This is a genomic window from Pseudomonas sp. Pseusp18, assembly GCF_059506005.1.
This window is the reverse complement of the sequence record NZ_CP169240.1, coordinates 2,972,099-2,995,798: the sequence shown is the minus strand read 5'-3', so window position 1 is coordinate 2,995,798 and position 23,700 is coordinate 2,972,099. Positions and strand designations below refer to the sequence as shown.

The window sequence follows — 23,700 nt, the reverse complement described above, 5'->3', positions numbered from 1 at the left end:
CGTTAGCCTTGTGGATCGAGGTTATCCAGCACTCGGTTGACGGCCAATTCGCCAAGCATGACCACCGATTGAATCCCCAGCATTATGTTGCGATGTGGCATGTCCATCAGCCCGGCGAACTCGCTGAGCATCATGCTCGCCGATGCCAGGGATTCGCAGGCGTTGACCAGCAGGGTTTCGTTATCGACCTTCTCACCGACATGGTAAATGGTGCTGGGTTTGCGCTTGGTGGCTTTGGGGGTGGGCGGTTTGAGGTAATGATCGAGGGCGCGCTCGGCGGCTTCGTTGAGTTTTTTGGAATCGGGGGTTTCGTAGGGGGAAACGTCGTCCGCTTCTGGTGGATTCGGCGTTGGTTTGAACATAGATGAAACTCCTAAAGCACTTAAAAGGAGCCATCACTCTCGCTACCAAACGAGGGGTGGTGGCCAGACGCAGGTTGGTAGACCGGGCTCTAGGAAAACGGCGCGCCCGAAGGCGCCCTGCGCATGACCACCATAAAGACGAGACGAAAAATCTCAGCAAAAGGTAGTGCTGTGCAAATAGAGACCCGGGCTACCAAACCCGATCGCTGTTTTTCAGCGACAGAGAAACGATATAGCCCAGGCCAAAGATGCACTAGCCGGCGGATTCTGGCGCAGTCGTAGGCAGCGGCGCAAGAATATGTAGCCTGAGTGAGTATCTGGAAATGTCTTTTAAACATCGCCGTTAAACGCTCGCCAGATTTCCTGCCTTGGCATCCAGTTCAATCACCAACCCACCCGGCATCTGCACGAAAACCTGCCAGATCCCGTCTTCCGGCACCTGCGCCACCTGATACGGCAAACCGCTGGCCTGCACCCGTCGCAACACCGTGGCAGCGTCCTCATCGGTGCGAAAGGCAATGTGGCTCAACGCCAGCTCATCGAACGTCGGCTGCTCAATCACATGCACCAGCGCCTGCGCATCCTGATACAACCAGCGTCCGGGGAACGGGAATGGTGGGCGGCGTCCTGGCGCCAATCCCAGCACGGCTAGGAAGGTGTCTTGCAGCGTCTGGCCGTCGGCGGTGTTGAATGCCAGATGATCGAAGGTCCACGTCATGGTCGTCTCCTGCGGCTGTTCATTGATTAGAAGTTCATTGATTAGAGTATCCACGCTTGCCAATCACGAAAAAATCCCGGTATTAAAGAAGGATCTTTAAAGGATTTTTACCAATGAGCTCGATTCTCGACCTGGAGATCTTCGTTCGCACCGCCGACTCCGGCAGCATTTCCGCCGCTGCCCGCGCCCTGGAGCTGACCCCGGCGGCGGCCAGCATCGCCCTCAAACGCCTGGAAACCCGCCTCGGCATCCGCTTGCTGGCCCGTTCCACGCGAAGCATGCGCCTGACCGAAGAAGGCCGGCGTTATTTGGAAAGCGTGCGACTGGCGCTTGCCGCGCTGGCCGAAGGTGAGCAGGCGCTCAAGCAACAAACCCAAGGCTTGAGCGGCGTGCTGCAACTGGCCGCGCCATCGGACTTCGGGCGCAACGTGCTGTTGCCGTGGCTCGACGACTTCAAACGCGAGCATCCGCACATTCAATTTCAGCTACTGCTCAACGATCGCCATGCCGACCTGTTCCGCGAGACGGTCGATGTGGCTCTGCGCTTCGGTGTGCCGAGTGACTCGACGTTGGTGGCGCTGCCGATTCTGCCACGGCATCGCCGCGTGGCCTGCGCCAGCCCCGAATATCTGGCCCGGTGCGGCGTGCCGTTAACCCCGGCGGAACTGAGCGAACACAGCGCCCTGCTCTACCTACGCGATGGCCGGCCCTACAACCAATGGCGTTTCAGCCGTGGCGATGAAGTGATGGAGGTTCAGGTGCACGGCGACTACCTCAGCGACGACGGCGAAGTTGCCCGCCGCTGGGCCCTGGCCGGGCATGGCATCGCCTATAAGGCTTGGCTCGACGTCGCCGCCGATGTGCTGGCCGGGCGCCTGGTAACGCTGTTCGATGGCTGGCAAGGCGAAAGCGTGCCGTTCAATTTGCTGTGCCCGCATCGGGTGCAGGTGTCGGAACGGGTAAAAGTGCTGCAAGCGTTTTTGCAGGAGCGTTGTGAGGCATTGCGCCGATAATTCAGATTGCTCCGCGCTGCGGTTCTTGGTATTTGATTGAAGCTTTCTCACCGGTAAAAGGATTTCGTCATGAGCTATCGCACGCTGGGTCATTCGGGTTTACAGGTGTCGACCCTCACATTGGGCACCATGATGTTCGGCGAACAGACCAGCACCGAAGATTCCCTGCGGATCATCGGCAAGGCCTGGGACCAGGGCATCAACTTCATCGACACCGCGGACGTGTACACCAATGGACGTTCCGAAGAGATCGTCGGCGAAGCGATCGCCAGCCACCGCCACGAATGGGTGCTCGCCACCAAGGTCGGCTTCGGTCCAGTGGACGGTGTGCCGAACCGCAGCGGTTTGAGCCGCAAGCACTTGTTCAATGGCATCGACGCCAGCCTGACGCGGTTGGGCACCGATTATCTGGACATCTATTACCTGCACCGCGAAGACCACAATACGCCGCTGGAAGTTACGGTGTCGGCCATCGGCGATCTGATTCGTCAGGGCAAGATCCGCTACTGGGGCCTGTCGAACTACCGTGGTTGGCGTATCGCCGAAGTGATTCGTTTGGCCGACAAACTCGGCGTCGACAGGCCGGTGATCAGCCAGCCGCTGTACAACATCGTCAACCGCCAGGCGGAAACCGAGCAGATCACCGCCGCGCAAAACTATGGCCTCGGCGTGGTGCCTTACAGTCCGCTGGCGCGCGGTGTGCTCAGCGGCAAGTACGCGCCGGATGTGACACCGGACGCCAACAGCCGCGCCGGTCGCCAGGACAAACGCATCCTGGAAACCGAATGGCGGGTCGAGTCTTTGCGCATTGCCCAGCAGATCCAGCAATACACCCGGGACCGTGGCGTGGGCATCGTCGAGTTCGCCATCGCCTGGGTGTTGAACAACAGCGCCGTCACCTCGGCCATCGTCGGTCCGCGCACCGAAGAACAATGGGACGGATACACCAAGGCGCTGGCGGTGAAAATCACGGCGGAAGATGAAGCCTTTATCGATTCGCTGGTGACACCGGGGCATGCGTCGACACCGGGGTTCAATGATGTGAGCCATTTTATGCCGGGACGCAAACCGCGTACGGCTTGAGATTTATCGCGACCAGGCTCGATTTGTGTCCATTCCGGTCGTGTAGGAGCTGCCGCAGGCTGCGATCTTTTGATTTTTGAAGGGCAAGATCAAAAAATCGCAGCCTGCGGCAGCTCCTACAGGGGTCAGCGATGTTGAAAATATCGATCACTTGGCCAATATTCAGCACAAAAACCACGTATCCTGCGCGCCCCGTTTGACCTTCAACCCGCGAGGACAGTTTGTCTAAAGGTATCGCTCTATCGGTCACAGCCTCGATGCTGTTTGCCGTCATGTATTACTACACCTCACTGCTCTCCCCCTTGAGTGGCGTGGAGATTTTCGGTTGGCGGATGTTGCTGACCGCGCCCTGCATGACCGTGTTCATGGTGGTGTCCGGCGAATGGAAACGCGTGGTCGAGATTCTTCGGCGGCTGGCCGCCAAACCGAAGTTGCTCATCGCCCTGATCGGCTCGGCAGTGCTGCTGGGCCTGCAACTCTGGTTGTTCATGTGGGCGCCACTCAACGGCTATAGCCTTGACGTGTCGCTGGGGTATTTCCTGTTGCCGCTGTCCATGGTCCTCACCGGGCGAATCGTCTATGGCGAGCGCCTTTCCTACCTGCAGAAAATAGCCGTGTTCTTCGCCAGCCTCGGCGTGCTCAACGAGTTGTATCAGGTCGGCGGTTTTTCCTGGGCGACCCTGCTGGTGGTGATCGGCTATCCGATCTATTTCATCCTGCGCAAACGCCTGGCCACGGACAACCTTGGCGGGCTCTGGCTGGACATGGCGTTGATGCTGCCGGTGGCGTTCTGGTTCGTGCAGGGAGGTGAACAAGGTTTTGGCGTGTTCGATCAACATCCGTGGCTGTCGCTGTTGATTCCCCTGCTCGGGGTGATCAGCGCTTCGGCGCTGGTGGTCTACATCATTGCCAGCCGGCTGCTGCCGTTCAGCCTGTTCGGGTTGTTGAGTTACGTCGAGCCCGTGCTGTTGCTGGGCGTTGCGTTGCTGTTGGGGGAAAGCATCAAGGCCGGCGAATGGCTGACCTACATTCCGATCTGGCTGGCGGTGGTGGTGTTGGTGTTTGAGGGATTCAAGCATTTGATGCGTCATCGACGTTCATGACGCAAAAGATCGCAGCCTGCGGCAGCTCCTACAGGTGAGTGTTCATCCACAAATATCGCGGCGAACACAGTCAATGTAGGAGCTGCCGAAGGCTGCGATCTTTTGATCTAAAAAAGCCCGGTCAAACGACCGGGCTTTTCTACAACTGGAACGGCTTAATCGGTGGAGAGCACACCGCGACGAACCTGGTCGCGCTCGATGGATTCGAACAGAGCCTTGAAGTTGCCTTCGCCGAAACCATCGTCGCCTTTACGCTGGATGAACTCGAAGAACACCGGCCCCATCAGGGTTTCCGAGAAAATCTGCAGCAGCAGACGCTTGTCGCCCGGCTCGGACGAACCGTCCAGCAAGATGCCCCGTGCTTGCAGTTGATCAACCGGCTCGCCGTGGTTCGGCAAACGGCCTTCGAGCATTTCATAGTAGGTGTCCGGCGGCGGCGTCATGAAGCGCATGCCGATTTTCTTCAGGCGGTCCCAGGTATCGATCAGGTTATCGGTGAGGAACGCCACGTGCTGGATGCCCTCGCCGTTGAACTGCATCAGGAACTCTTCGATCTGCCCGGCGCCCTTGGACGACTCTTCGTTCAGCGGGATGCGGATCATGCCGTCCGGCGCGGTCATCGCTTTGGATGTCAGGCCGGTGTATTCGCCTTTGATGTCGAAGTAACGGATTTCGCGGAAGTTGAACAGCTTCTCGTAGAAGTTGGCCCAGTAGGCCATGCGACCGCGATACACGTTGTGGGTCAGGTGGTCGATGATCTTCAGACCGGCGCCGACCGGGTTGCGGTCCACACCTTCGATGAACACGAAGTCGATGTCGTAGATCGAGCTGCCTTCACCGAAACGGTCGATCAGGTACAGCGGCGCGCCGCCGATGCCTTTGATCGCCGGCAGGTGCAATTCCATCGGACCGGTTTCGATGTGGATCGGCTGGGCGCCGAGTTCCAGGGCACGCTTGTAGGCCTTTTGCGAATCCTTGACCCGGAACGCCATGCCGCACACCGACGGGCCGTGCTCGGCCGCGAAGTACGAGGCCACGCTGTGGGGTTCGTTGTTGAGGATCAGGTTGATCGAGCCCTGGCGATACAGGTGCACGTCTTTGGAACGGTGGGTCGCGACCTTGGTGAAGCCCATGATCTCGAAGATCGGCTCCAGGGTGTTCGGGGTCGGCGATGCGAATTCGATGAACTCAAAGCCCATCAGGCCCATTGGGTTTTCGTATAAATCTGCCATTTTGGCGCCTCATCATGCTTTTAGAATTAACGGATCGTTAGTTGCTAGCAATGCTGAGACCGGCGGGTGGCGCGCAGGAGATGCCCCTCACGCTGCGGGCGAGGAAGTCACCGTAGATCAATTGGAACCCAAATATCTTCATTGTCGACCCAAGGCTCTTGCGGGCGAGGCTTCTGCTGCCAGAAGACGATTATTCTTATATGCGTAACCGGATTCTACACAGCGTAAATCAGTTTGTCCGCCTTCTTATACAATCCCCTTTTTCGCGGCCTGCGCAAGCGGTTTGTTGCACAGGAAAATCCCCGCCAGGATCAGCCCGCCGCCCAGGCACATCGCCAGTGTCAGCTGTTCGCCCAACAACAACGCGCCGAGAAGAACAGCAGTCAAAGGGTTCAAGGCGATGAACACGCCCGAGCGTGTCGCGCCGATTTTGCGGATGCCGTCGTAATAACCAATGTAGGCCAACGCCGAACCCAGCACGCCCAGGTACATCAGGCTCAACCATTGTTGCGCGCCGAGCCCGGTGAGCGCCGCGACACTCAACTCGCCCCGCACGGCGCTGGTCACCCAGAGCATCAGCGTGCCGAGCAAAATCGAGTACGTCACCGTCTGCACCGGCCCCAGTGTTTGATTCAGGCCTTTTGAGAACAGCGAATAGATGCCCCAGCCGAGCACGCAGCCGAAGATCAACAAGTCGCCAATCCAGGCATCGGCATCGCCGGCCAGTAACTGCGGATTGCGGCTGACGATCACCAGGCTGGCGCCAGCAATGCAGATCGCAATACCGACCACTTTCGCCCGACTCAGCCGCTCCTTGAACAGCAGCCACGACGCCAGGCCGATCACCGCTGGATTCAACGCTACGATCAATGATGCCCGAGACGCGTTGATGTAATGCAACCCGTAAAAGAAGCACAGGTTGTAGAAGAAAATCCCGAAGAATCCCAACAGCGCCAATTGCAACCATTGCCTGGGGCTGGGCCGCATCAAGGGCACCCGCGCCAGCAGCAGGAACAACAGCAACGCCACGCTCGCCAGCAGGAACCGCAGACTCGCAGCGAATAACGGACTGAGGCTGTCGGCCAGAAACCGCCCGGCGACGAACGTCCCGCCCCAGATCATGGTGACCGCCGCCAGTTTCAGATAAACCGGCACATCCGAAGAGTTCACAAGGGTCTGTTCACACGCAGTCATAAGTCTCCACCGCCAGAAATCGGGCATGTGGCGTATCATTCGACTAATGATCGATCATCGTAAAATGAGTAAAAACTCATGACCCTCACTCAACTCGAGATTTTCTCGCTGGTGGCCGAACTGCGCGGCTTCACGGCGGCCGCCCATCGTTTGGAGATTTCCCAGTCTGCGGTCTCCCACGCACTCAAGTCGCTGGAACAGGAATTGGGCGTCGAACTGCTGCGTCGGCATCAGTCCCAGGTCGAGCTCAGTGATATCGGCCAGCAGCTATTACTGCGCGCTCGGGCGATGCTCGGGTTGGCCAACACTTTGCGTCAGGAGGCGGCCGATTCACGCGGGATGAAAACCGGCACTCTGCGTATAGGCTCGTTCGGCCCGACCTCATCGATCAAGCTGCTGCCGAGGATCTTGCAGCACTACCGCGCTGCACACCCGGGCATCGAGGTTCACATCGACGAAGGCCCGGACCGCCAGGTGCTCCAATGGCTGGAAGAGCGGCGTATCGATATTGGTTTCGTGGTGTTACCCCAGGAACGTTTTGACACGATTGCACTGATCGAAGATCAGATGGTCGCGCTGCTGCCTGCCGATCATGCACTGGCCGGTCGCGACAGCGTGAGTTTGATCGACTTGTGCCACGACCCTTTTGTGCTGACCGAGGCCGGGTCTTCGGAGCTGGTGTCGCGCCTGTTCAATGCGGCGCGATTGACGCCGAACATTCGGTATCGCTGCTCGCAGTTGCTCAGCACGCTGGACACGGTAGCTCGTGGCGACGCCCTGACCGTGGTCGCCGAAGGCTCACTGCCCGATGGCGACCACAGCCGCTACGTGAAAAAGCCACTGTCACCCCCCATCAGCCGCCAGGTTGGTCTGGCGGTGCTCGATCAGCGTCAGTCATCCCCCGCGACGCTGGCCTTTATTAAACTGGCCTCAAGATTGATTAAAGGTTGAGCGGCATAAGGGCCGATAGCCAACTATCATGGCTGAACTCTTTTGGGAGGCATGTCGACCTGCCAACCTTTGAGAGCCCTCTTTTATCGCGATGGATTTGCGAATGCCACTGAACGTCAAAAGTCGCCGCAAGCGTGGCACCCGGATCACTGTGACTGTTTTGAGCGGATTGCTCCCGGTGTTGCTGGGAGTCGCCATTCTCTATCTGCAGGCTGAACGTACCCTCAAGCAGAGTACTGAACTGACTGGCGAAGAATCCATTCGCCAGTTCGAACTGATGCTCGACAACACCGCCCAAGCGGCGCAGGAGCTCCTGCCGCTGGCTGGCAAAAACTGCAATGACGTCAAACTGGCCTTGCGCGAACAAGTTACGCGCCGGCCCTTCGTGCGCTCGACCAACCTGGTGTGGGACGACAACCTCTATTGCAGTTCGTTGTTCGGTGAATATCAGGAAAAGGTCAATCCCGGCGACTACACCCAAGGCCAGTTATGGCTCATGAACGGCAACCCCGTCACGCCCAATACCGCGCTGTTGGTGTATCGGCTCAGCGAAGGAAATAAAGGGGCATTGACCACGCTGAACGGTTATCACCTGAGCAACGAATTGCGCCTGATCGGCCGCAAGACATTACTGTTGCTACAAGTCGGTCCCAACTGGTTGTCTGCCGACGGCAAAGTTCACGAGGACGCCCCGCCCGCCTTGCCGGTAGCACAAAGTACGCTGACGTCCTCGCGTTATGCCTTTACGGTGGCCGCAGGTTTCCCCGAAGGAGAAACCTGGCGTTACATGCGTAGTGAATACCCGCCACTGTTCAGTCTGTTGATGTTCTTCGGCCTGGTGTCAGGTTCGATCGGGCATGTGCTGCAGAAGCGCTCGATGTCGCCCAGCCGTGAAATGCAGCGGGCGCTGGAGGCAGCAGAATTCATTCCTTACTTTCAGCCCGTGGTGCATGGCGACAATAAACTGTGGTCCGGCACCGAAGTATTGATGCACTGGAAACATCCCAGGGAAGGCCTGGTGCGTCCGGATCTGTTCATCCCGTTTGCCGAACATTCCGGTCTGATCGTGCCGATGACCCGCTCGCTGATGCAACAGACCGCCACATTGCTGGCGCCCTTGTCGGCATCGTTCGAGGGGCCATTCCACATTGGCATCAACATCACCGCCAGTCATTGCCGGGATCTTGCGCTTGTCGAAGACTGCCGTGAATTCCTCAGTGCCTTTGCACCGGGCAGTGTCCATTTAGTGCTGGAGTTGACCGAGCGCGAACTGGTCGAACCGACAGCCATTACCCTGCAGTTGTTCGAACAGCTTCGCGCGCTGGGCGTGATGATCGCCATCGACGACTTTGGCACCGGCCATTCAAGCCTCGGTTACTTGCGTCAGTTCAATGTGGACTTCCTGAAAATCGACCAGAGCTTTGTCGCCATGATCGGTGTCGATGCCCTCTCCCGGCACATTCTGGACAGCATCATCGAACTCTCGGCCAAACTCGATCTGGGTATCGTCGCTGAAGGTGTGGAAACCGAGGAGCAAAGTGACTATTTGACCGCCCATGGCGTGAACTTTCTGCAAGGTTATCTGTTCGGTCGACCGATGCCCGGAGCAGAATTCATTAGTGCATTAAGTGATCATTAACTAGCCACGTTAAGCGCCGAGATCATGATGATGCGCACCAAATTGAATCAAAAGACTACTCTTGTTACATGAAGAAAAAGTCAGGATTTACTCTTGGCCATTTAACTACTACAATTTTTCATACCTGTGCAAAATCGGCAGGCGTACCATTATCACCGAGTCGCTTCAAGGCTCTTGGCTTATAGCTTTGTTTGCGGTTGGTTTCAGCCAAACACACTATTGGAGTAAAGATATTGTCCAGACTCGCTGAATTCCGTGCAGCTGAAAAGGCCCTTCAAGAACAGCTCAAGCAGTTGGAATCGCTGAAGAACGATGCCGGGCTCAAGAAAGAAATCGAATTCGAAGAAAAGCTCCAGGGGCTGATGAAAACCTACGGTAAGAGCCTGCGCGACATCATCGCCATCCTCGACCCGCACCCGGCGAAATCCGGCCTGCAGCAGGCAACAGCCCCTAAAACCCGCCGCGCTCGCGTAGTCAAGGTTTATCAGAACCCGCACACCGGTGAACTGATTGAAACCAAGGGCGGCAACCACCGCGGCCTGAAAGCCTGGAAGGAACAATACGGTGCAGCCACCGTTGACTCCTGGCTGCGTGCCTAAGCGCTCACGGTAATAAAAAAAGCCCTGCCAATGCAGGGCTTTTTCATGGATGCCGTCTAAAATGCGACGATAGTCGCCGATCAACTCGCTATAGACTTACTAACTTTGTGCTTAATCCGTTTGGCTATCTAAAAATCCGGGCCATGCTCAAAAGCGTGGGCGCAGAAACCTTAAACTAAAGTTTCAAGCTGTTTCGAGCTGCCTCTATGTCGCCCTGACTTGCCTTATAAACCTCAGCCTGCCCCGCGCAGGAAAGAACATAGGCTTTATCGCCGTCCACTGCGGCGACCAATGTTTGAGACAACACATGTCGACCGTTCTGGGTAATGGTGCAGGTAGTTTCCAGCGCCGATAACCGGCTCAAGGCAGTAGGATGAATTTTGTTGCAGACGCTCTGATAGCCGCCCTGAAAAAAGTCCTTCTGCACGGACTTGCGCATTTCCAGTAACACACCTTCCAGATTCACCTGATGACCGCTTTCCACTTGAGTCATGGTCAACTCCATCACCATTACCGGTGTCCCGTCCTGGTCGTTTTTTACCGCGCGCTGCCGGGAAACCTGAGGCTTGGCCTCGTCTTGCGGAACGGTCTCGACAGTCCATCCATTGGGCCAGGTCACGACCGGAGCTTCTGCATCAGCACGGGTAACACCTGAAAGCAGACACATCAGGATGAACATCAATTGACAGGGTCGGATCATTGTAATGAACACTCACGGATTGAGCCGCGAAGTCTGAGCTTCACTCGCCCGGCAGGCAAGCCTGCGGTTTTGGTTTGGTGATGCCTGGGCCCTTGCGTATCATTGTGAACATTCTTGGAATTTCCGGAGGGCCCATGAGCCTGCACGAACTCAATACATTTCCTGGTGTGACCGCCCAACCTGACACCGCCACCCAGAAGTTCGTCTTCAACCACACCATGCTGCGGGTCAAGGACATCACCCGGTCGCTGGATTTCTACACCCGCGTCCTGGGTTTCTCGCTGGTGGAAAAGCGTGATTTCCCGGAAGCCGAGTTCAGCCTGTACTTCCTGGCGCTGGTCGATAAAAACCAGATCCCGGCCGATGCCGCTGCCCGCACCGAGTGGATGAAATCGATCCCCGGCATTCTCGAACTGACCCACAACCACGGCACCGAGAACGACGCGGATTTCGCCTACCACAACGGCAACACCGACCCGCGCGGCTTCGGCCATATCTGCATCTCGGTGCCAGACATCCGCGCCGCGTGCGAACGTTTTGAAGCCCTGGGCTGCGATTTCCAGAAACGCCTGAATGACGGTCGCATGAAGAGCCTGGCGTTCATCAAGGACCCGGATGGCTACTGGGTCGAAATCATTCAGCCGGCACCGTTGTAAGAAGATCGCAGCCTTCGGCAGCTCCTACAAAAGCCAAGCCAGGCTCGATTCTGTAGGAGCTGCCGCAGGCTCGGGCCGCGTTCGGACGATCTTTTGATCCACCCACAAAAAACCCCATGATCACTCATGGGGTTTTGTGTTTTCAGGGGCGGCGTTTATGCCGGCGCCGAAGTTCGGATCAAGTGATCGAATGCGCTCAGGGAAGCCTTGGCGCCCTCGCCTACTGCAATCACGATCTGCTTGTACGGCACGGTGGTCACGTCGCCGGCCGCGAACACGCCGGGGATCGACGTCTCACCACGGGCATCGACGATGATCTCGCCGCGCGGCGACAGCTCGATGGTGCCTTTGAGCCAATCGGTATTAGGCAACAGACCGATCTGCACAAAGATCCCTTCCAGCTCGACAGTGCGCAACTCATCCGACTGACGATCCTTGTAGCGCAGGCCGTTGACCTTCTGGCCATCACCGGTCACTTCAGTGGTTTGCGCACTGGTGATCACGGTGACGTTCGGCAGGCTGTGCAACTTGCGCTGCAACACCGCATCGGCACGCAGTTGCACGTCGAACTCCAGCAGGGTTACGTGGGACACGATCCCGGCCAGGTCGATGGCCGCTTCGACGCCGGAGTTGCCGCCACCGATCACCGCCACACGCTTGCCTTTGAACAGCGGACCGTCACAGTGCGGGCAGTACGCCACGCCCTTGTTGCGGTATTGCTGCTCACCCGGAACGTTCATTTCACGCCAGCGCGCGCCGGTGGCGAGGATCACGGTCTTGGCTTTCAAGGACGCGCCGCTGGCGAAGTGGATTTCGTGCAGCTCGCCATTTTTGCCCGGCACCAGTTTGTCGGCGCGCTGCAGGTTCATGATGTCCACGTCGTACTGCTTGACGTGTTCTTCCAGGGCCACGGCCAGTTTCGGCCCTTCGGTTTCCTGTACGGAGATGAAGTTCTCGATGGCCATGGTGTCGAGCACCTGGCCACCAAAACGTTCAGCCGCCACGCCGGTGCGAATGCCTTTACGAGCGGCGTAAATTGCCGCTGAAGCACCGGCCGGGCCACCGCCGACGACCAGCACGTCAAAGGCTTGTTTGGCGCTGATCTTCTCGGCCTGACGCTCGATGCCGCTGGTGTCGATCTTGGCGAGGATTTCTTCCAGACCCATGCGACCTTGGCCAAAGTTCACACCGTTCAGGTAAACGCTTGGCACGGCCATGATCTGGCGCTCGTCAACTTCGGTCTGAAACAGCGCGCCGTCGATGGCAACGTGGCGGATGTTCGGGTTCAGCACGGCCATCAGGTTCAGCGCCTGAACCACATCCGGGCAGTTCTGGCAGGACAGCGAGAAGTAAGTCTCGAAGTTGAACTCGCCTTTGAGCGAGCGGATCTGCTCGATAACGTCGGCACTGGCTTTCGATGGGTGGCCGCCGACTTGCAGCAAGGCCAGCACCAGCGATGTGAATTCGTGGCCCATCGGGATGCCGGCGAAACGCAGGCTGATATCGGCTCCCGGGCGATTGATCGAGAACGATGGTTTACGCGCATCGTTACCGTTGTCGAGCAAAGTAATCTGGGTGGAAAGACTGGCAACGTCTTTGAGTAACGCGAGCATTTCCTGGGATTTCGCACCGTCGTCGAGGGATGCAACGATCTCGATCGGCTGGGTGACCCGTTCCAGGTACGATTTCAACTGGGCTTTAAGATTGGCGTCCAACATACGGGCGATTTCCATGTATTTGTTAAAAAGAAGTCGAAAAAAAACGCCCGAGCGAATCTCGCCCGGGCGTTTTTATAGGGCGGTGCAGCTTACTTAGGAGGTGCGGAGTTCCGCCCTGATGAAGCGCGTCACAGACTTAGATCTTGCCGACCAGGTCCAGGGACGGAGCCAAAGTGGCTTCGCCTTCTTTCCACTTGGCTGGGCACACTTCGCCCGGGTGAGCAGCGACGTATTGAGCGGCCTTGATTTTGCGCAGCAGTTCGGAAGCGTCACGACCTACACCGCCATCGTTGAGTTCAACGATTTTGATCTGGCCTTCAGGGTTGATCACGAAGGTGCCACGGTCAGCCAGGCCAGCTTCTTCGATCAGCACGTCGAAGTTGCGGGAGATGACATGAGTCGGGTCGCCGATCATGGTGTACTGGATTTTGCCGATGGCTGGCGAAGTGTTGTGCCAGGCAGCGTGGGCAAAGTGGGTATCGGTGGAAACGCTGTAAATCTCGACGCCCAGTTTTTGGAACTCGGCGTAGTTGTCAGCCAGGTCTTCCAGTTCGGTCGGGCAAACAAAGGTGAAGTCAGCTGGGTAGAAGAAAACGACCGACCACTTGCCTTTCAGGTCAGCGTCCGACACGTGTACGAAGTCGCCGTTTTTGAAGGCGTTAGCTTTGAACGGTTTAACTTGGCTGTTGATGATAGGCATCGGTGACTCTCCGTCAGGGGTTAAGAAGTTGATGTGGTGAATCCTACCCACCCGATCGCCGGTTGGCTCATTGGCAAACCTGATGCTGCTGATTTGTTTTCGCTATTAGCCGAGCGTATTAATAGAAGAAAACGTGATCTACAGCGCCAACGGCTTTTCAGCGATTCGGGTCATCCCGAGAAACGGGCTGGCTTCAACATAGCGCATGGCTGACTTCATATCCTTCCAGCCCACGTAATTCATCAACGACTTCAAATCCCAACCGCTCTGATGGGCCCAGGTGGCGAAGCCACGACGCAGGGAGTGACTGGTGTAGTGCTCGGCCGCAATGCCGGCGCGCTCCAGTGCCTGGCGCAGCAACGGGATCACGCTATTGGCGTGCAAGCCCTCCTCGCTCAAATGGCCCCAGCGATCGATGCCACGAAACACGGGGCCACGGACCAACACGGCTTCGGTCATCCATTCGATATAGGCCTGCACCGGACACAGGCGCTGCAAGGCGGGTGCCTGGTAAGTCTGCCCGAGGTTCTCGCGATCGCTCTTGCTGCGTGGCAGGTAGAGGGTGATGCCTGAGCCGGCGCTGGCTTGTACATGCTCAATCTGCAGGCGGCACAGCTCATCGCTACGAAAACCACGCCAGAAGCCCAGCAGGATCAACGCGGTGTCGCGCTTGGCTCTCAGCAATCCCGCTCGATCGCCCTGCGCCCTTGCGGATTGCGCTTCCTGCTCCAGCCAGGCGATCACTTGCTCCAGATGCTGCAACTGCAACGGCTCAGCCTGTTTTTCCTGGGCCGGGTGCAACGCGCGAATGCCTTTGAACACTTTGCGCACCACGGGCGCCTTGGTCGGATCGGCGAAACCCTGGCTGTTGTGCCACTGGGCTAGCGCGGACAAGCGCAACTTCAAGGTATTGATCGACAGCACGCCCGCATGTGCAACCAGGTATCGCGCAACGCTATCGCTGGTCGCCGGCAGGAACCCGCCCCAACTGACTTCGAAATGCTCGATGGCCGCACGATAGCTGCGACGGGTGTTGTCGCGGGTAGCGGCTTGCAGGTAGCGATCCAGATCGGTCATGGGCTCAGTGCTCGAAAACGTACCGCGTTGGCGATTGAAAACCCGGTCTACAGCTGATCACACGGGGTAATACCAGTATATCCCGTATGAGTTATCACAAGTTTTTAACTTTATTCACGGCATGGTACATTGCTCATATTAGTGGTACGTACCACAGTATCAAATCGTAGGAGAACACATGGCACGTGGCGGCGTAAACAAGGCACTGGTGCAAGCGGCACGCTCGGCAATCCTCGCCCGGGGCGAACACCCGAGCATCGACGCAGTGCGGATCGAAATGGGCAATACCGGCTCGAAAACCACGATCCATCGCTATCTGAAAGAGCTCGATGACGGTGCCGAACCCGCGCCAGCACCTTCCGAACCGATCGATGATGAGCTGACAGCGCTGGTGGCGCGGCTGGCGCAACGCCTGAAAGAACAGGCGCAAGAACCCATCGACCAGGCACGCGCGCAGTTCGAGCAACAACGAAAAGAACTGGAAACCCAGCTGCACGAGGCCCGCGAGGCCAATACCGAATTGCAGCAGCAATACGAAATTCAAAGCCTGGCGCTGACCCAGGAATCGGCGGAACTGCACGACACCCGCTCGATGCTGCAAACCGAGCAAACCCGCAACGCCGGATTGAACCAGGCATTGGCGGATTTCGAATTGCGCTTGCAGGACAAGGACGAGCAGATCCGCTCGCTGGAAGAAAAACACCTGCACGCCCGTGAAGCGCTGGAGCACTATCGCAACGCCGTCAAAGATCAGCGCGAGCAGGAACAGCGACGCCATGAAGGCCAGGTACAACAGATTCAGATGGAGTTGCGTCAGGCCCAGCAAAGCGCTCTGGTACGCCAGGATGAAATCACCCAACTGCATCGCGACAACGAGCGTTTACTGACCGAAAACCGGGGCACGCTGCGGGAGTTGAGCCTGTTGCAGGAGCAACTCAAGCACACCAACAGCCGACAGGATCAGTTACTGGAACAGGTCACCCGCATCGACAGCGAACGCACCCTCCTCCAGGAACGCTTGCGCATTGCCTTGCTGGAAAGCCAGTCGCTCAAGCAGAACATTGACGAGCAGTCGCACATCAACAAAGCGCTGGAAGTTGAAATGATCAAGTTGCAGGCAAGCCTGGATGAAAGCGTGCGCCTGGCCGCTGTCGTTGCGACAGCGCCAGACACATCAGCGCCACAGAAGAACGATTAACCCGCGACCGGCGTGCGCATGGTGACGAACTCTTCGGCGGCGGTCGGATGCACGCCGATGGTTTCGTCGAAGTCGCGCTTGGTCGCGCCCGCTTTCAGGGCGATCGCCAACCCTTGCACGATCTCACCAGCGTCCGGGCCGACCATGTGGCAACCCAGGACCTTGTCGGTCTTGGCGTCCACCACCAGTTTCATCAAGGTGCGTTCCTGGCATTCGGTCAGGGTCAGCTTCATCGGCCGGAAACGGCTTTCGAAGATCACCACATCGTGCCCGGCCTCGCGCGCTTCTTCTTCAGTCAGCCCGACAGTGCCGATGTTCGGCAAGCTGAACACGGCAGTCGGGATCATCTTGTAATCCACCGGGCGATATTGCTCAGGCTTGAACAAGCGCCGCGCCACGGCCATGCCTTCGGCCAGAGCAACCGGCGTGAGTTGTACCCGACCAATCACATCACCGAGGGCCAGGATCGACGGTTCTGCGGTTTGATACTGTTCATCGACCTCGACAAAACCTTTCTTGTCGAGTTTGACTCCAGTGTTTTCCAACCCCAGGTTGTCGAGCATCGGACGCCGACCGGTGGCGTAGAACACGCAATCCGCCTCCAGCTCACGACCATCCTTGAGCGTCGCCTTCAGACTGCCATCGGCCTGTTTATCGATACGCTCGATGTCGGCATTGAATTGCAGGTCCATGCCGCGCTTGGTCAACTCTTCCTGCAAATGTTTGCGCACTGCGCCGTCGAAGCCACGCAGGAACAGATCACCGCGATACAGCAGCGTGGTCTCGGCGCCCAGCCCGTGGAAAATCCCGGCAAACTCCACCGCAATGTAACCACCACCGACCACCAGAACGCGCTTGGGCAGCTCTTTAAGGAAGAACGCCTGGTTGGAGCTGATGGCATGCTCGTGCCCCGGAATCTCCGGGATCTGCGGCCAGCCACCGGTGGCAATCAAGATGTTTTTGGCGGTGTAACGCTCGCCATTGATCTCGACCTGATGCGGATCGACGATTTTCGCGTGACCTTCATGCAAGGCCACACCACTGTTGACCAGCAAATTGCGATAAATACCGTTCAGGCGATTGATCTCGCGATCCTTGTTGGCGATCAGCGTCGCCCAGTCGAACGTTGCTTCACCCGGAGTCCAGCCAAAACCTTGCGATTGCTCGAAGTCTTCGGCGAAGTGCGCGCCGTACACCAGCAGTTTTTTCGGCACACAGCCAACGTTCACACACGTACCGCCCAGATAGCGGCTCTCGGCCACGGCGACTTTCGCACCAAAACCGGCCGCAAACCGCGCAGCCCGCACACCGCCAGAACCGGCACCAATCACATATAGGTCAAAATCGTAGGCCATTTCTATCTCCTCGGCAGGACACCAGCATACCTGCGAGCGCCCTTTGGGCAAGCGTTGCAAACTATTTGGGGCCGAAAAATGAAAAAGCCACCCGAAGGTGGCTTTTCAGTACAAGCAGGTCAGGCGCTATCAGTAAGCCTTGCCAGTCTTGTAGAAGTTCTCGAAGCAGAAGTTGGTCGCGTCGATGTAGCCTTCGGCGCCACCGCAGTCGAAACGCTTGCCTTTGAACTTGTAGGCCATGACGCAGCCGTTTTGCGCTTGCTTCATCAGGGCGTCGGTGATCTGGATTTCGCCGCCCTTGCCTGGCTCGGTCTGTTCGATCAGGTCGAAGATGTCCGGGGTCAGGATGTAACGGCCGATGATCGCCAGGTTCGACGGTGCATCTTCAGGTTTTGGCTTCTCGACCATGCTGTGAACGCGATAGATGTCGTCGCGAATCATCTCGCCGGCAATCACGCCATACTTGTTGGTTTCTTGAGGATCGACTTCCTGGATGGCCACGATCGAGCAGCGGAACTGCTTGTACAGCTTGACCATCTGGGTCAGTACGCCGTCGCCTTCGAGGTTGACGCACAAGTCGTCCGCCAGTACTACGGCGAAAGGTTCGTCGCCAATCAGTGGACGACCGGTCAGGATCGCGTGGCCCAGGCCTTTCATTTCGGTCTGGCGAGTGTAGGAGAACGAGCACTCGTCGAGCAGTTTACGGATGCCGACCAGGTATTTCTCCTTGTCAGTGCCCTTGATCTGGTTTTCCAGCTCGTAGCTGATGTCGAAGTGGTCTTCCAGGGCGCGTTTGCCGCGGCCGGTAACGATGGAGATTTCGGTCAACCCGGCATCCAGTGCTTCTTCGACGCCGTACTGGATCAGTGGCTTGTTTACCACCGGCAGCATTTCTTTGGGCATGGCTTTAGTCGCTGGCAGGAAGCGAGTACCGTAACCGGCTGCTGGGAACAAGCATTTCTTGATCATATAAGTCCTTGAAAGGGCTGTGTGTACGAGTTTCGGCGCAGTCTAATCAGGCGGCGTGCACCTTACAATGCCCCGCACTGGCTAACCGACGCCATCATAGAGAAATATTCTGATGGATAGTTCCGCAGATAAGCTGCACAACCTCTTATAGATAGCAGAGATCGACGATCTGCGCGGCCATCAGTCTAGCGACAATCTGCCCCACCCTACACCCATCGGCACCCGTTGAGGGCATTTGACGCTATCATTGCGCACCTGAACCAGCCAACGAGGCAGATAGATGTCGGCAGCAAAAAGCGTCAACGGGTACCTGATCAATCAGGCGAAAGACGGCCAGTGGTGGATAGACAGCGTCGGCGGCGAGAATATTGCCGGGCCGTTCCCTACAGAAGCGTTGGCGATTGAAGTGGCATCGGTGTTGCAGGATCAACCCGCAGCACCCAAGCGGCGCGGCAAGGACAAGCCTTGAGCTGAACCTGGCGCGACCGCAGCCCTGTCTTTGCACAGGGCTTTTTTGTGAATGCCTGCAACGAAGTGGCCAATCGCTATAACCTTTCGTTGCAGCCGCTGTCATAGCGTTTAGCCCCCATCACTGACGACGACCACGACATGAAAAAATTCTTGCCACTGATTGCGGTACTGGCCCTGAGTGGCTGCGCCACGTCCGAAACGACTTACCTGAAAAATGGCGAGCAAGGCCTGACCATCGACTGCTCCGGAGAAGCCAACGCCTGGGCCAGTTGCTACGAAAAAGCCGATGCCTCTTGCGCCGGCACCGGCTATCGGATTGTCGGTACCGACGGTACACCTTCGACCAAGGAAAGCGACAAAACCCTGGGCGTCGACGTCGGCAATTACAAGAACCGCAGTGTGGTGGTGGTCTGCAAGTAGGGCACCCAATGCCCTACATATGGATTTCGGCGAACTTGATCCCGAGCCCGCGTACGGTCTCGATCAAATCGTCGAGGCGGCTGAAGGACTCGACTTCATCGTTGTCATCCACCAGGAAAAAACTGCGCCCGGCGCTTTTCTTGAAAAATACGATCCACTCCCCCGGATTCGCCGGGTTCTGAATCACATGGGTGGCAGAGATATGACCCTCTGCGTGGCGCTCCCGCACCTGCTCTCGTTTCATGCTCGACTCCAGAAATGACAATGCCGTCAAAGTGCGACTTTGACGGCATCGATGCTGACCGGGGGTAGTCTATCAGCCGGAAATGCACGCGGTGGCGGCATTGCGTACATCCCATGGGCGCAACGGCACATTGGAGATGCGCTCATGCAGCTTGATGCTGCTGCCACCGGAGCGGTCTTCAATATCAAACACCGCTGCCGGCCCCGAGGAGAACTTCTGCGGCACAATAACCCGCATGCCATCCTTTTGCGGCTCGACTTGCAAGGCCCCACGGCTACTGGCCAACTTCTCGGTCAGGCACTGGGCGTACTCATGGGGTTTCTTGCCTGAAATCACGTTCATGGTAGGCAACGACGCAGTGATGTCCGAGACCGTCGCACATCCACCCACTGCCAATGCAAACGGTACGACCAGAACACCCCATTTCATATGAAACCTCCGATAAAGACCCTCCGACAGCACAAATGCTGTTTTTCTCCAAGGCTCCCTGCTTTTATCGCTCATAGAATTCCAAATAACTGTTTTTAATTGTCAAAGCGGACCCCGACAGCCAGATAATAACCTGTTCGGGCTGATAAACTGCGCCAATCGCCCATGCTATCGTTTTGATTTTGTAGAAAAAGCCCTTCTGGAGGCGCCTCATGAAATTTATCCACCAGCGCGAGCACCTCAACGAAGACGACATCGTCGTCATTCAGTGCTCCCAAATGTGCAACATCCGCTTGATGAACGACGCCAACTTCCGCAGCTTCAAGAACGGCGGCCGTCACACGTATCACGGTGGCGCATTCGACACCTTCCCGGCCCGGATCACCGCGCCGAGCACCGGTTTCTGGAACATCACCATCGACACGGTCAACCGCCGGCCGATCAGCGTGACCCGCAAGCCGACCCTGACGCACTCGATCAAGATCATCCGCCGCTCCAGCTCGAAGCTGAGCTGAACCCACACCAGAACAGGCAGGTATGACCGTGGCCCAGACGACCAAATACGTCATCAAATACAAACTCAACGGCGAACGTCGCTTCGAATTCGCCCAGCTTGAAAACGGCACCGCGGAAGAAGCCAAGGCTGCGCTGGACAAGCTGCATGGCCAGAGCGAAGACGTCATCAGCGAGATCAGCGTCAGCAAAGCGCTGTAACGCGATCTGGAGCGACAACATGGACGTCTGCTCCCCTCGCGAATTCGACCGCAAGCGCCGGAGTGCCCGCGCTCGCAACGCTCTCTAAACTGGCCGCCTCGACCTTTTGGTCAAGGAGTCAGAACCCTTGTTTACCGATCCGATTCACCACGATGCCCTCGACTGGGGCGCGCTTACGCAGCAACTCGACCAGGATGGCTGCGCGATCATCAAATCGCTTTTAAGCCATAAGACCTGCGATGAAATAAGCGCCCTGTACGACTGCCCCGAACCCTTTCGCTCGAAAGTGGTGATGGCGCGCCACGGTTTTGGCCGTGGCGAGTACAAATACTTCAGATACCCGCTGCCGGATCCGGTGGCCCGGTTGCGCAGCGCGCTCTACCCTCGACTGGTTCCCATCGCCAATCGCTGGTACGAATGCATGGATTTGCCGACCCGCTTCCCCGAATCCCACGAAGCGTTTCTACAACGCTGCCATGCCGCCGGTCAGGAGCGCCCGACACCTTTATTGCTGCAATACGGCCCGCAGGACTACAACTGCCTGCATCAGGATCTGTACGGCGAACACGTGTTCCCCCTGCAAGTGGCGATTCTGCTGTCAGAACCGGGAGAGGACTTTACCGGTGGCGAATTTGTGCTGACCGAACAACGCCCACGGATGCAATCGCGCCCGCAAGTCATCGGACTGAAGAAAGGTGACGCGTTGATTTTTGCCGTGAATCAGCGCCCGGTTAAAGGCGTTCGCGGCTATTACCGCGTGACCCTGCGTCATGGGGTGAGTCGCCTGCACAGTGGAAAACGGCATACCCTTGGAATCATCTTTCACGATGCGTTATGAGCCCATGAGCCCGATCACCTTCGATCTGTTTACCGACGCCGAACCTGAGCAGCAGCCCAGGCGCGAGCAGATCGGCGAACAATCCTACGTCCTCAGGGGCTTTGCCCTGCCCTGGCTTGACCGGTTACTACCGGCGCTGGAGGCTGTTCTGACAGCGGCGCCGTTTCGGCAGATGGTCACGCCCGGTGGCTTTACCATGTCGGTGGCCTTGAGCAGTTGCGGCACCTGGGGCTGGACCACCGACCGCAACGGCTACCAATACACCCGCAACGATCCGCAGACCGGCGCGCCCTGGCCTGAAATGCCCGAGGTGTTTTTCGAACTGGCCCAGGCGGCGGCGCGAGAGGCAGGGTTTATGGCGTTCGTACCTGATTCCTGCCTGATCAACCGCTATGTTCCCGGGGCCAGGATGTCGTTGCATCAGGACAAAAACGAAAACGCCTACACTGCCCCCATCGTGTCGGTGTCTTTGGGATTGCCGGCGACGTTCCTGTTTGGCGGCTTCGAACGCAGCGCCAAAAGCCAGCGGGTGCCGCTGTTTCACGGTGATATCGTGGTTTGGGGCGGTGTGGACCGTTTGCGTTACCACGGCGTATTGCCGATCAAGGAAGGCCAGCATCCGCGGCTGGGCGAACAGCGGATCAATTTCACTTTTCGTACCGCGGGATGAAGCATTCGAATTCGACCGCAAGACCCGGAGTGTGGCGTCTCTACCGGCTGGTTAATCTGCATGAAACGGGTCAACGGACATGAAGCCATGACAACTCAATCGCCAACAATCGCCACCGAAAACGATCCTCGCTGGGCCGCCGTGGTCGCGCGCGATCCACGTGCCGACGGGCAGTTTGTGTATGCGGTGAAAACCACCGGTATCTACTGCCGCCCCAGCAGCCTGGCACGCCTGCCGAAACCGCAGAACGTCGAATTCTTCGACACGGCCGAGCAAGCTCAGGCGGCGGGTTATCGCCCCAGCAAACGGGCCGCGAAAGATCACAGCGACGTCGCCGCGCAACACGCCGCGACCGTGGCCGCCGCGTGCCGTCAAATCGAATCCGCCGAAACGTTACCGGCGTTGAATGAACTGGCGGATGCAGCCGGTTTGAGCAGTTTCCACTTCCACCGCGTGTTCAAGGCCATCACCGGCCTGACGCCCAAGGGCTACGCCACCGCCCATCGTTCACGCAAGGTTCGCGAGCGCCTGACCGATGGCGGCACGGTTACCGATGCGCTGTATGACGCCGGATTCAATTCCAACAGCCGTTTCTATGAGGCGGCGGATCAATTGCTCGGCATGACACCCGGGGACTATCGCGCGGCCGGGCAGAACAACGACATTCGCTTTGCCGTCGGCCAGTGCTCTCTGGGAGCGATTCTGGTGGCACAAAGTGAGCGCGGAGTCTGCGCGATTCTGCTGGGCGACGACCCGCATCAACTGGTCTGCGACCTGCAGGACAAGTTTCGCCGCGCCAACCTGATTGGCGCCGATCATGAGTTCGAGCAGTTGATCGCCAAGGTCGTCGGCTTTATCGAAGCCCCGGCCCTCGGCCTGGATTTGCCGCTGGATGTACGCGGCACAGCGTTTCAAGAGCGGGTATGGCAAGCCCTGCGGGAGATTCCCGTCGGCAGCACCGCCAGTTACGCCGATATCGCTCAGCGCATCGGCGCACCGAAAGCCATGCGCGCCGTGGCCCAGGCCTGTGGCGCGAATAGTTTGGCGGTGGCGATCCCTTGCCATCGCGTGGTGCGCAGCGACGGCAACCTGTCGGGCTATCGCTGGGGCGTGGAGCGCAAGCGTCAGTTGCTGGAGCGCGAAAACGCGTCCGGGTCCTGAATGCCGATATAGACCGCTACGGACTCCGGGCCGGTGTAGACCTCGAAGTCCGTGGCGAACTTGCGGCGAACCTGCGGGTTGTCCTCGAAGTAGGCCCAGATAAAGCCCCAGGCCTGAATGACGCTATCGGGCATCGCTCCTTTTGCGCTGAACACCAGGTAATCGCCGCCCTCAACCTGAATCTGCGCAAAGCCCTCGGAGGGTGCGGTGACCGCCACTCCCGCGGTCACATCGAAGTGGCCCGACGCGTCGGACTCGTAGTTGGAATACACGCCGTACATAAAGGAATCCGGTTGTTTGTGGGCGATCTTGTCGAAAATATCCTCGACGAAAAACCGTTCCCACATAGGGCCGATACGTGCGGTATCCGGCTGCTGCTCTGCGGCATTGCGGGTTCGCACCTGCAAACCCGAGACGCTGAAGGGCTGCACTTCGCGCAGTTTTACATCCATTGCACGATATTTCCTTGTCGCTTCAGTTTGTCTG

28 protein-coding genes are annotated in these 23,700 nt (G+C 57.9%); 15 read left to right on the top strand and 13 right to left on the bottom strand.

The features are described from left to right. Positions 1 to 2: 2 nt before the first annotated feature. On the bottom strand, positions 3 to 362 hold the full coding sequence (locus ACEN9A_RS13525; protein ID WP_258673983.1) for a DUF6124 family protein: 360 nt from the start codon (positions 360 to 362) through the stop codon (positions 3 to 5). Positions 363 to 705: 343 nt separating this feature from the next. Next, positions 706 to 1,080 (bottom strand): VOC family protein, encoded by a 375-nt coding sequence (locus ACEN9A_RS13520; protein WP_413386252.1) that lies wholly within the window; start codon positions 1,078 to 1,080, stop codon positions 706 to 708. 113 nt (positions 1,081 to 1,193) lie between these two features. Here ACEN9A_RS13520 and ACEN9A_RS13515 point away from each other — a divergent pair, with 113 nt between their 5' ends. The 3 genes from ACEN9A_RS13515 (at position 1,194) to rarD (ending at position 4,279) form a co-directional block, all read left to right on the top strand. Continuing rightward, on the top strand, positions 1,194 to 2,093 hold the full coding sequence (locus tag ACEN9A_RS13515; protein ID WP_258673981.1) for a LysR family transcriptional regulator: 900 nt from the start codon (positions 1,194 to 1,196) through the stop codon (positions 2,091 to 2,093). A gap of 69 nt (positions 2,094 to 2,162) precedes the next feature. Next, positions 2,163 to 3,176 (top strand): aldo/keto reductase, encoded by a 1,014-nt coding sequence (locus ACEN9A_RS13510; RefSeq protein ID WP_258673980.1) that lies wholly within the window; start codon positions 2,163 to 2,165, stop codon positions 3,174 to 3,176. Between the two features lie 221 nt (positions 3,177 to 3,397). Continuing rightward, entirely contained in the window at positions 3,398 to 4,279 is an 882-nt protein-coding gene (gene rarD, locus ACEN9A_RS13505) for an EamA family transporter RarD (RefSeq protein WP_026345864.1), read from the top strand. A gap of 155 nt (positions 4,280 to 4,434) precedes the next feature. On the opposite strand, the gene hppD is transcribed toward rarD, so the two are convergent. Both hppD and ACEN9A_RS13495 read right to left on the bottom strand, forming a co-directional pair. After that, the gene (gene hppD / locus ACEN9A_RS13500) at positions 4,435 to 5,511 is read right to left on the bottom strand and encodes a 4-hydroxyphenylpyruvate dioxygenase (RefSeq protein WP_007935668.1); all 1,077 of its coding nucleotides are present in this window, start codon (positions 5,509 to 5,511) and stop codon (positions 4,435 to 4,437) included. 246 nt (positions 5,512 to 5,757) lie between these two features. Then, positions 5,758 to 6,705: a DMT family transporter gene (locus tag ACEN9A_RS13495; protein ID WP_258673979.1), complete on the bottom strand. Its 948-nt coding sequence runs from the start codon at positions 6,703 to 6,705 to the stop codon at positions 5,758 to 5,760. A 78-nt stretch (positions 6,706 to 6,783) separates the two neighbouring features. On the opposite strand from ACEN9A_RS13495, the gene ACEN9A_RS13490 reads away from it, so the two are divergent. From ACEN9A_RS13490 to ACEN9A_RS13480, 3 genes are all read left to right on the top strand, one after another. Then, complete coding sequence (locus ACEN9A_RS13490) at positions 6,784 to 7,656, top strand: LysR family transcriptional regulator (RefSeq protein ID WP_019649620.1); 873 nt, start codon at positions 6,784 to 6,786, stop codon at positions 7,654 to 7,656. A 103-nt stretch (positions 7,657 to 7,759) separates the two neighbouring features. Then, the gene (locus tag ACEN9A_RS13485; RefSeq protein WP_258673978.1) at positions 7,760 to 9,295 is read left to right on the top strand and encodes an EAL domain-containing protein; all 1,536 of its coding nucleotides are present in this window, start codon (positions 7,760 to 7,762) and stop codon (positions 9,293 to 9,295) included. A gap of 233 nt (positions 9,296 to 9,528) precedes the next feature. After that, positions 9,529 to 9,894 (top strand): histone-like nucleoid-structuring protein, MvaT/MvaU family, encoded by a 366-nt coding sequence (locus tag ACEN9A_RS13480; protein ID WP_007935661.1) that lies wholly within the window; start codon positions 9,529 to 9,531, stop codon positions 9,892 to 9,894. 175 nt (positions 9,895 to 10,069) lie between these two features. Here the strand turns inward: ACEN9A_RS13480 and ACEN9A_RS13475 are convergent, their stop codons facing one another. Further along, a complete protein-coding gene (locus ACEN9A_RS13475; protein WP_258673977.1) occupies positions 10,070 to 10,594 on the bottom strand; it encodes a DUF4946 domain-containing protein in 525 nt (174 codons plus the stop codon). A gap of 134 nt (positions 10,595 to 10,728) precedes the next feature. On the opposite strand from ACEN9A_RS13475, the gene gloA reads away from it, so the two are divergent. Next, positions 10,729 to 11,250, top strand: coding sequence for a lactoylglutathione lyase (gloA, locus tag ACEN9A_RS13470; protein ID WP_007935657.1), 522 nt, complete (start codon positions 10,729 to 10,731; stop codon positions 11,248 to 11,250). A 155-nt stretch (positions 11,251 to 11,405) separates the two neighbouring features. Here the strand turns inward: gloA and ahpF are convergent, their stop codons facing one another. The 3 genes from ahpF to ACEN9A_RS13455 form a co-directional block, all read right to left on the bottom strand. Further along, positions 11,406 to 12,968, bottom strand: a complete 1,563-nt coding sequence (gene ahpF / locus ACEN9A_RS13465) for an alkyl hydroperoxide reductase subunit F (protein WP_258673974.1) — start codon at positions 12,966 to 12,968, stop codon at positions 11,406 to 11,408. A gap of 136 nt (positions 12,969 to 13,104) precedes the next feature. Beyond that, the gene (gene ahpC / locus ACEN9A_RS13460; protein ID WP_007935654.1) at positions 13,105 to 13,668 is read right to left on the bottom strand and encodes an alkyl hydroperoxide reductase subunit C; all 564 of its coding nucleotides are present in this window, start codon (positions 13,666 to 13,668) and stop codon (positions 13,105 to 13,107) included. Between the two features lie 138 nt (positions 13,669 to 13,806). Continuing rightward, the gene (locus ACEN9A_RS13455) at positions 13,807 to 14,745 is read right to left on the bottom strand and encodes a site-specific integrase (RefSeq protein ID WP_258673971.1); all 939 of its coding nucleotides are present in this window, start codon (positions 14,743 to 14,745) and stop codon (positions 13,807 to 13,809) included. 178 nt (positions 14,746 to 14,923) lie between these two features. Between ACEN9A_RS13455 and ACEN9A_RS13450 the strand changes: the two genes are divergently transcribed. Next, entirely contained in the window at positions 14,924 to 15,943 is a 1,020-nt protein-coding gene (locus ACEN9A_RS13450) for a DNA-binding protein (RefSeq protein WP_413386247.1), read from the top strand. Here ACEN9A_RS13450 and gorA read toward each other — a convergent pair. Both gorA and galU read right to left on the bottom strand, forming a co-directional pair. After that, the gene (gene gorA / locus ACEN9A_RS13445; protein ID WP_019651594.1) at positions 15,940 to 17,298 is read right to left on the bottom strand and encodes a glutathione-disulfide reductase; all 1,359 of its coding nucleotides are present in this window, start codon (positions 17,296 to 17,298) and stop codon (positions 15,940 to 15,942) included. The two genes, ACEN9A_RS13450 and gorA, sit on opposite strands and share 4 nt — an antisense overlap. Before the next feature lie 129 nt (positions 17,299 to 17,427). After that, positions 17,428 to 18,267, bottom strand: coding sequence for a UTP--glucose-1-phosphate uridylyltransferase GalU (galU, locus tag ACEN9A_RS13440; protein WP_003182953.1), 840 nt, complete (start codon positions 18,265 to 18,267; stop codon positions 17,428 to 17,430). Between the two features lie 280 nt (positions 18,268 to 18,547). On the opposite strand from galU, the gene ACEN9A_RS13435 reads away from it, so the two are divergent. Continuing rightward, positions 18,548 to 18,736, top strand: coding sequence for a hypothetical protein (locus tag ACEN9A_RS13435; RefSeq protein ID WP_007935646.1), 189 nt, complete (start codon positions 18,548 to 18,550; stop codon positions 18,734 to 18,736). Positions 18,737 to 18,876: 140 nt separating this feature from the next. Next, on the top strand, positions 18,877 to 19,158 hold the full coding sequence (locus ACEN9A_RS13430; RefSeq protein ID WP_019578791.1) for a hypothetical protein: 282 nt from the start codon (positions 18,877 to 18,879) through the stop codon (positions 19,156 to 19,158). A gap of 13 nt (positions 19,159 to 19,171) precedes the next feature. Here the strand turns inward: ACEN9A_RS13430 and ACEN9A_RS13425 are convergent, their stop codons facing one another. Both ACEN9A_RS13425 and ACEN9A_RS13420 read right to left on the bottom strand, forming a co-directional pair. Beyond that, positions 19,172 to 19,402 (bottom strand): hypothetical protein, encoded by a 231-nt coding sequence (locus ACEN9A_RS13425; RefSeq protein WP_007935641.1) that lies wholly within the window; start codon positions 19,400 to 19,402, stop codon positions 19,172 to 19,174. Between the two features lie 72 nt (positions 19,403 to 19,474). Beyond that, positions 19,475 to 19,831: a hypothetical protein gene (locus ACEN9A_RS13420; RefSeq protein WP_019651595.1), complete on the bottom strand. Its 357-nt coding sequence runs from the start codon at positions 19,829 to 19,831 to the stop codon at positions 19,475 to 19,477. A 212-nt stretch (positions 19,832 to 20,043) separates the two neighbouring features. On the opposite strand from ACEN9A_RS13420, the gene ACEN9A_RS13415 reads away from it, so the two are divergent. The 5 genes from ACEN9A_RS13415 to ada all read left to right on the top strand — a co-directional run bounded on the left by ACEN9A_RS13415 (position 20,044) and on the right by ada (position 23,214). Further along, a complete protein-coding gene (locus ACEN9A_RS13415; protein ID WP_007900033.1) occupies positions 20,044 to 20,346 on the top strand; it encodes a DUF1883 domain-containing protein in 303 nt (100 codons plus the stop codon). Positions 20,347 to 20,374: 28 nt separating this feature from the next. Continuing rightward, a complete protein-coding gene (locus ACEN9A_RS13410) occupies positions 20,375 to 20,545 on the top strand; it encodes a hypothetical protein (RefSeq protein ID WP_086945763.1) in 171 nt (56 codons plus the stop codon). Between the two features lie 127 nt (positions 20,546 to 20,672). Further along, entirely contained in the window at positions 20,673 to 21,383 is a 711-nt protein-coding gene (locus ACEN9A_RS13405) for a 2OG-Fe(II) oxygenase (RefSeq protein ID WP_258673967.1), read from the top strand. Next, on the top strand, positions 21,373 to 22,053 hold the full coding sequence (alkB, locus tag ACEN9A_RS13400) for a DNA oxidative demethylase AlkB (RefSeq protein WP_258673966.1): 681 nt from the start codon (positions 21,373 to 21,375) through the stop codon (positions 22,051 to 22,053). The genes ACEN9A_RS13405 and alkB overlap by 11 nt, the downstream gene beginning before the upstream one ends. A gap of 87 nt (positions 22,054 to 22,140) precedes the next feature. Beyond that, positions 22,141 to 23,214, top strand: coding sequence for a bifunctional DNA-binding transcriptional regulator/O6-methylguanine-DNA methyltransferase Ada (ada, locus tag ACEN9A_RS13395; protein WP_026346071.1), 1,074 nt, complete (start codon positions 22,141 to 22,143; stop codon positions 23,212 to 23,214). On the opposite strand, the gene ACEN9A_RS13390 is transcribed toward ada, so the two are convergent. Beyond that, positions 23,178 to 23,666: a GyrI-like domain-containing protein gene (locus ACEN9A_RS13390; protein WP_258673965.1), complete on the bottom strand. Its 489-nt coding sequence runs from the start codon at positions 23,664 to 23,666 to the stop codon at positions 23,178 to 23,180. The two genes, ada and ACEN9A_RS13390, sit on opposite strands and share 37 nt — an antisense overlap. Between the last annotated feature and the right edge of the window lie 34 nt (positions 23,667 to 23,700).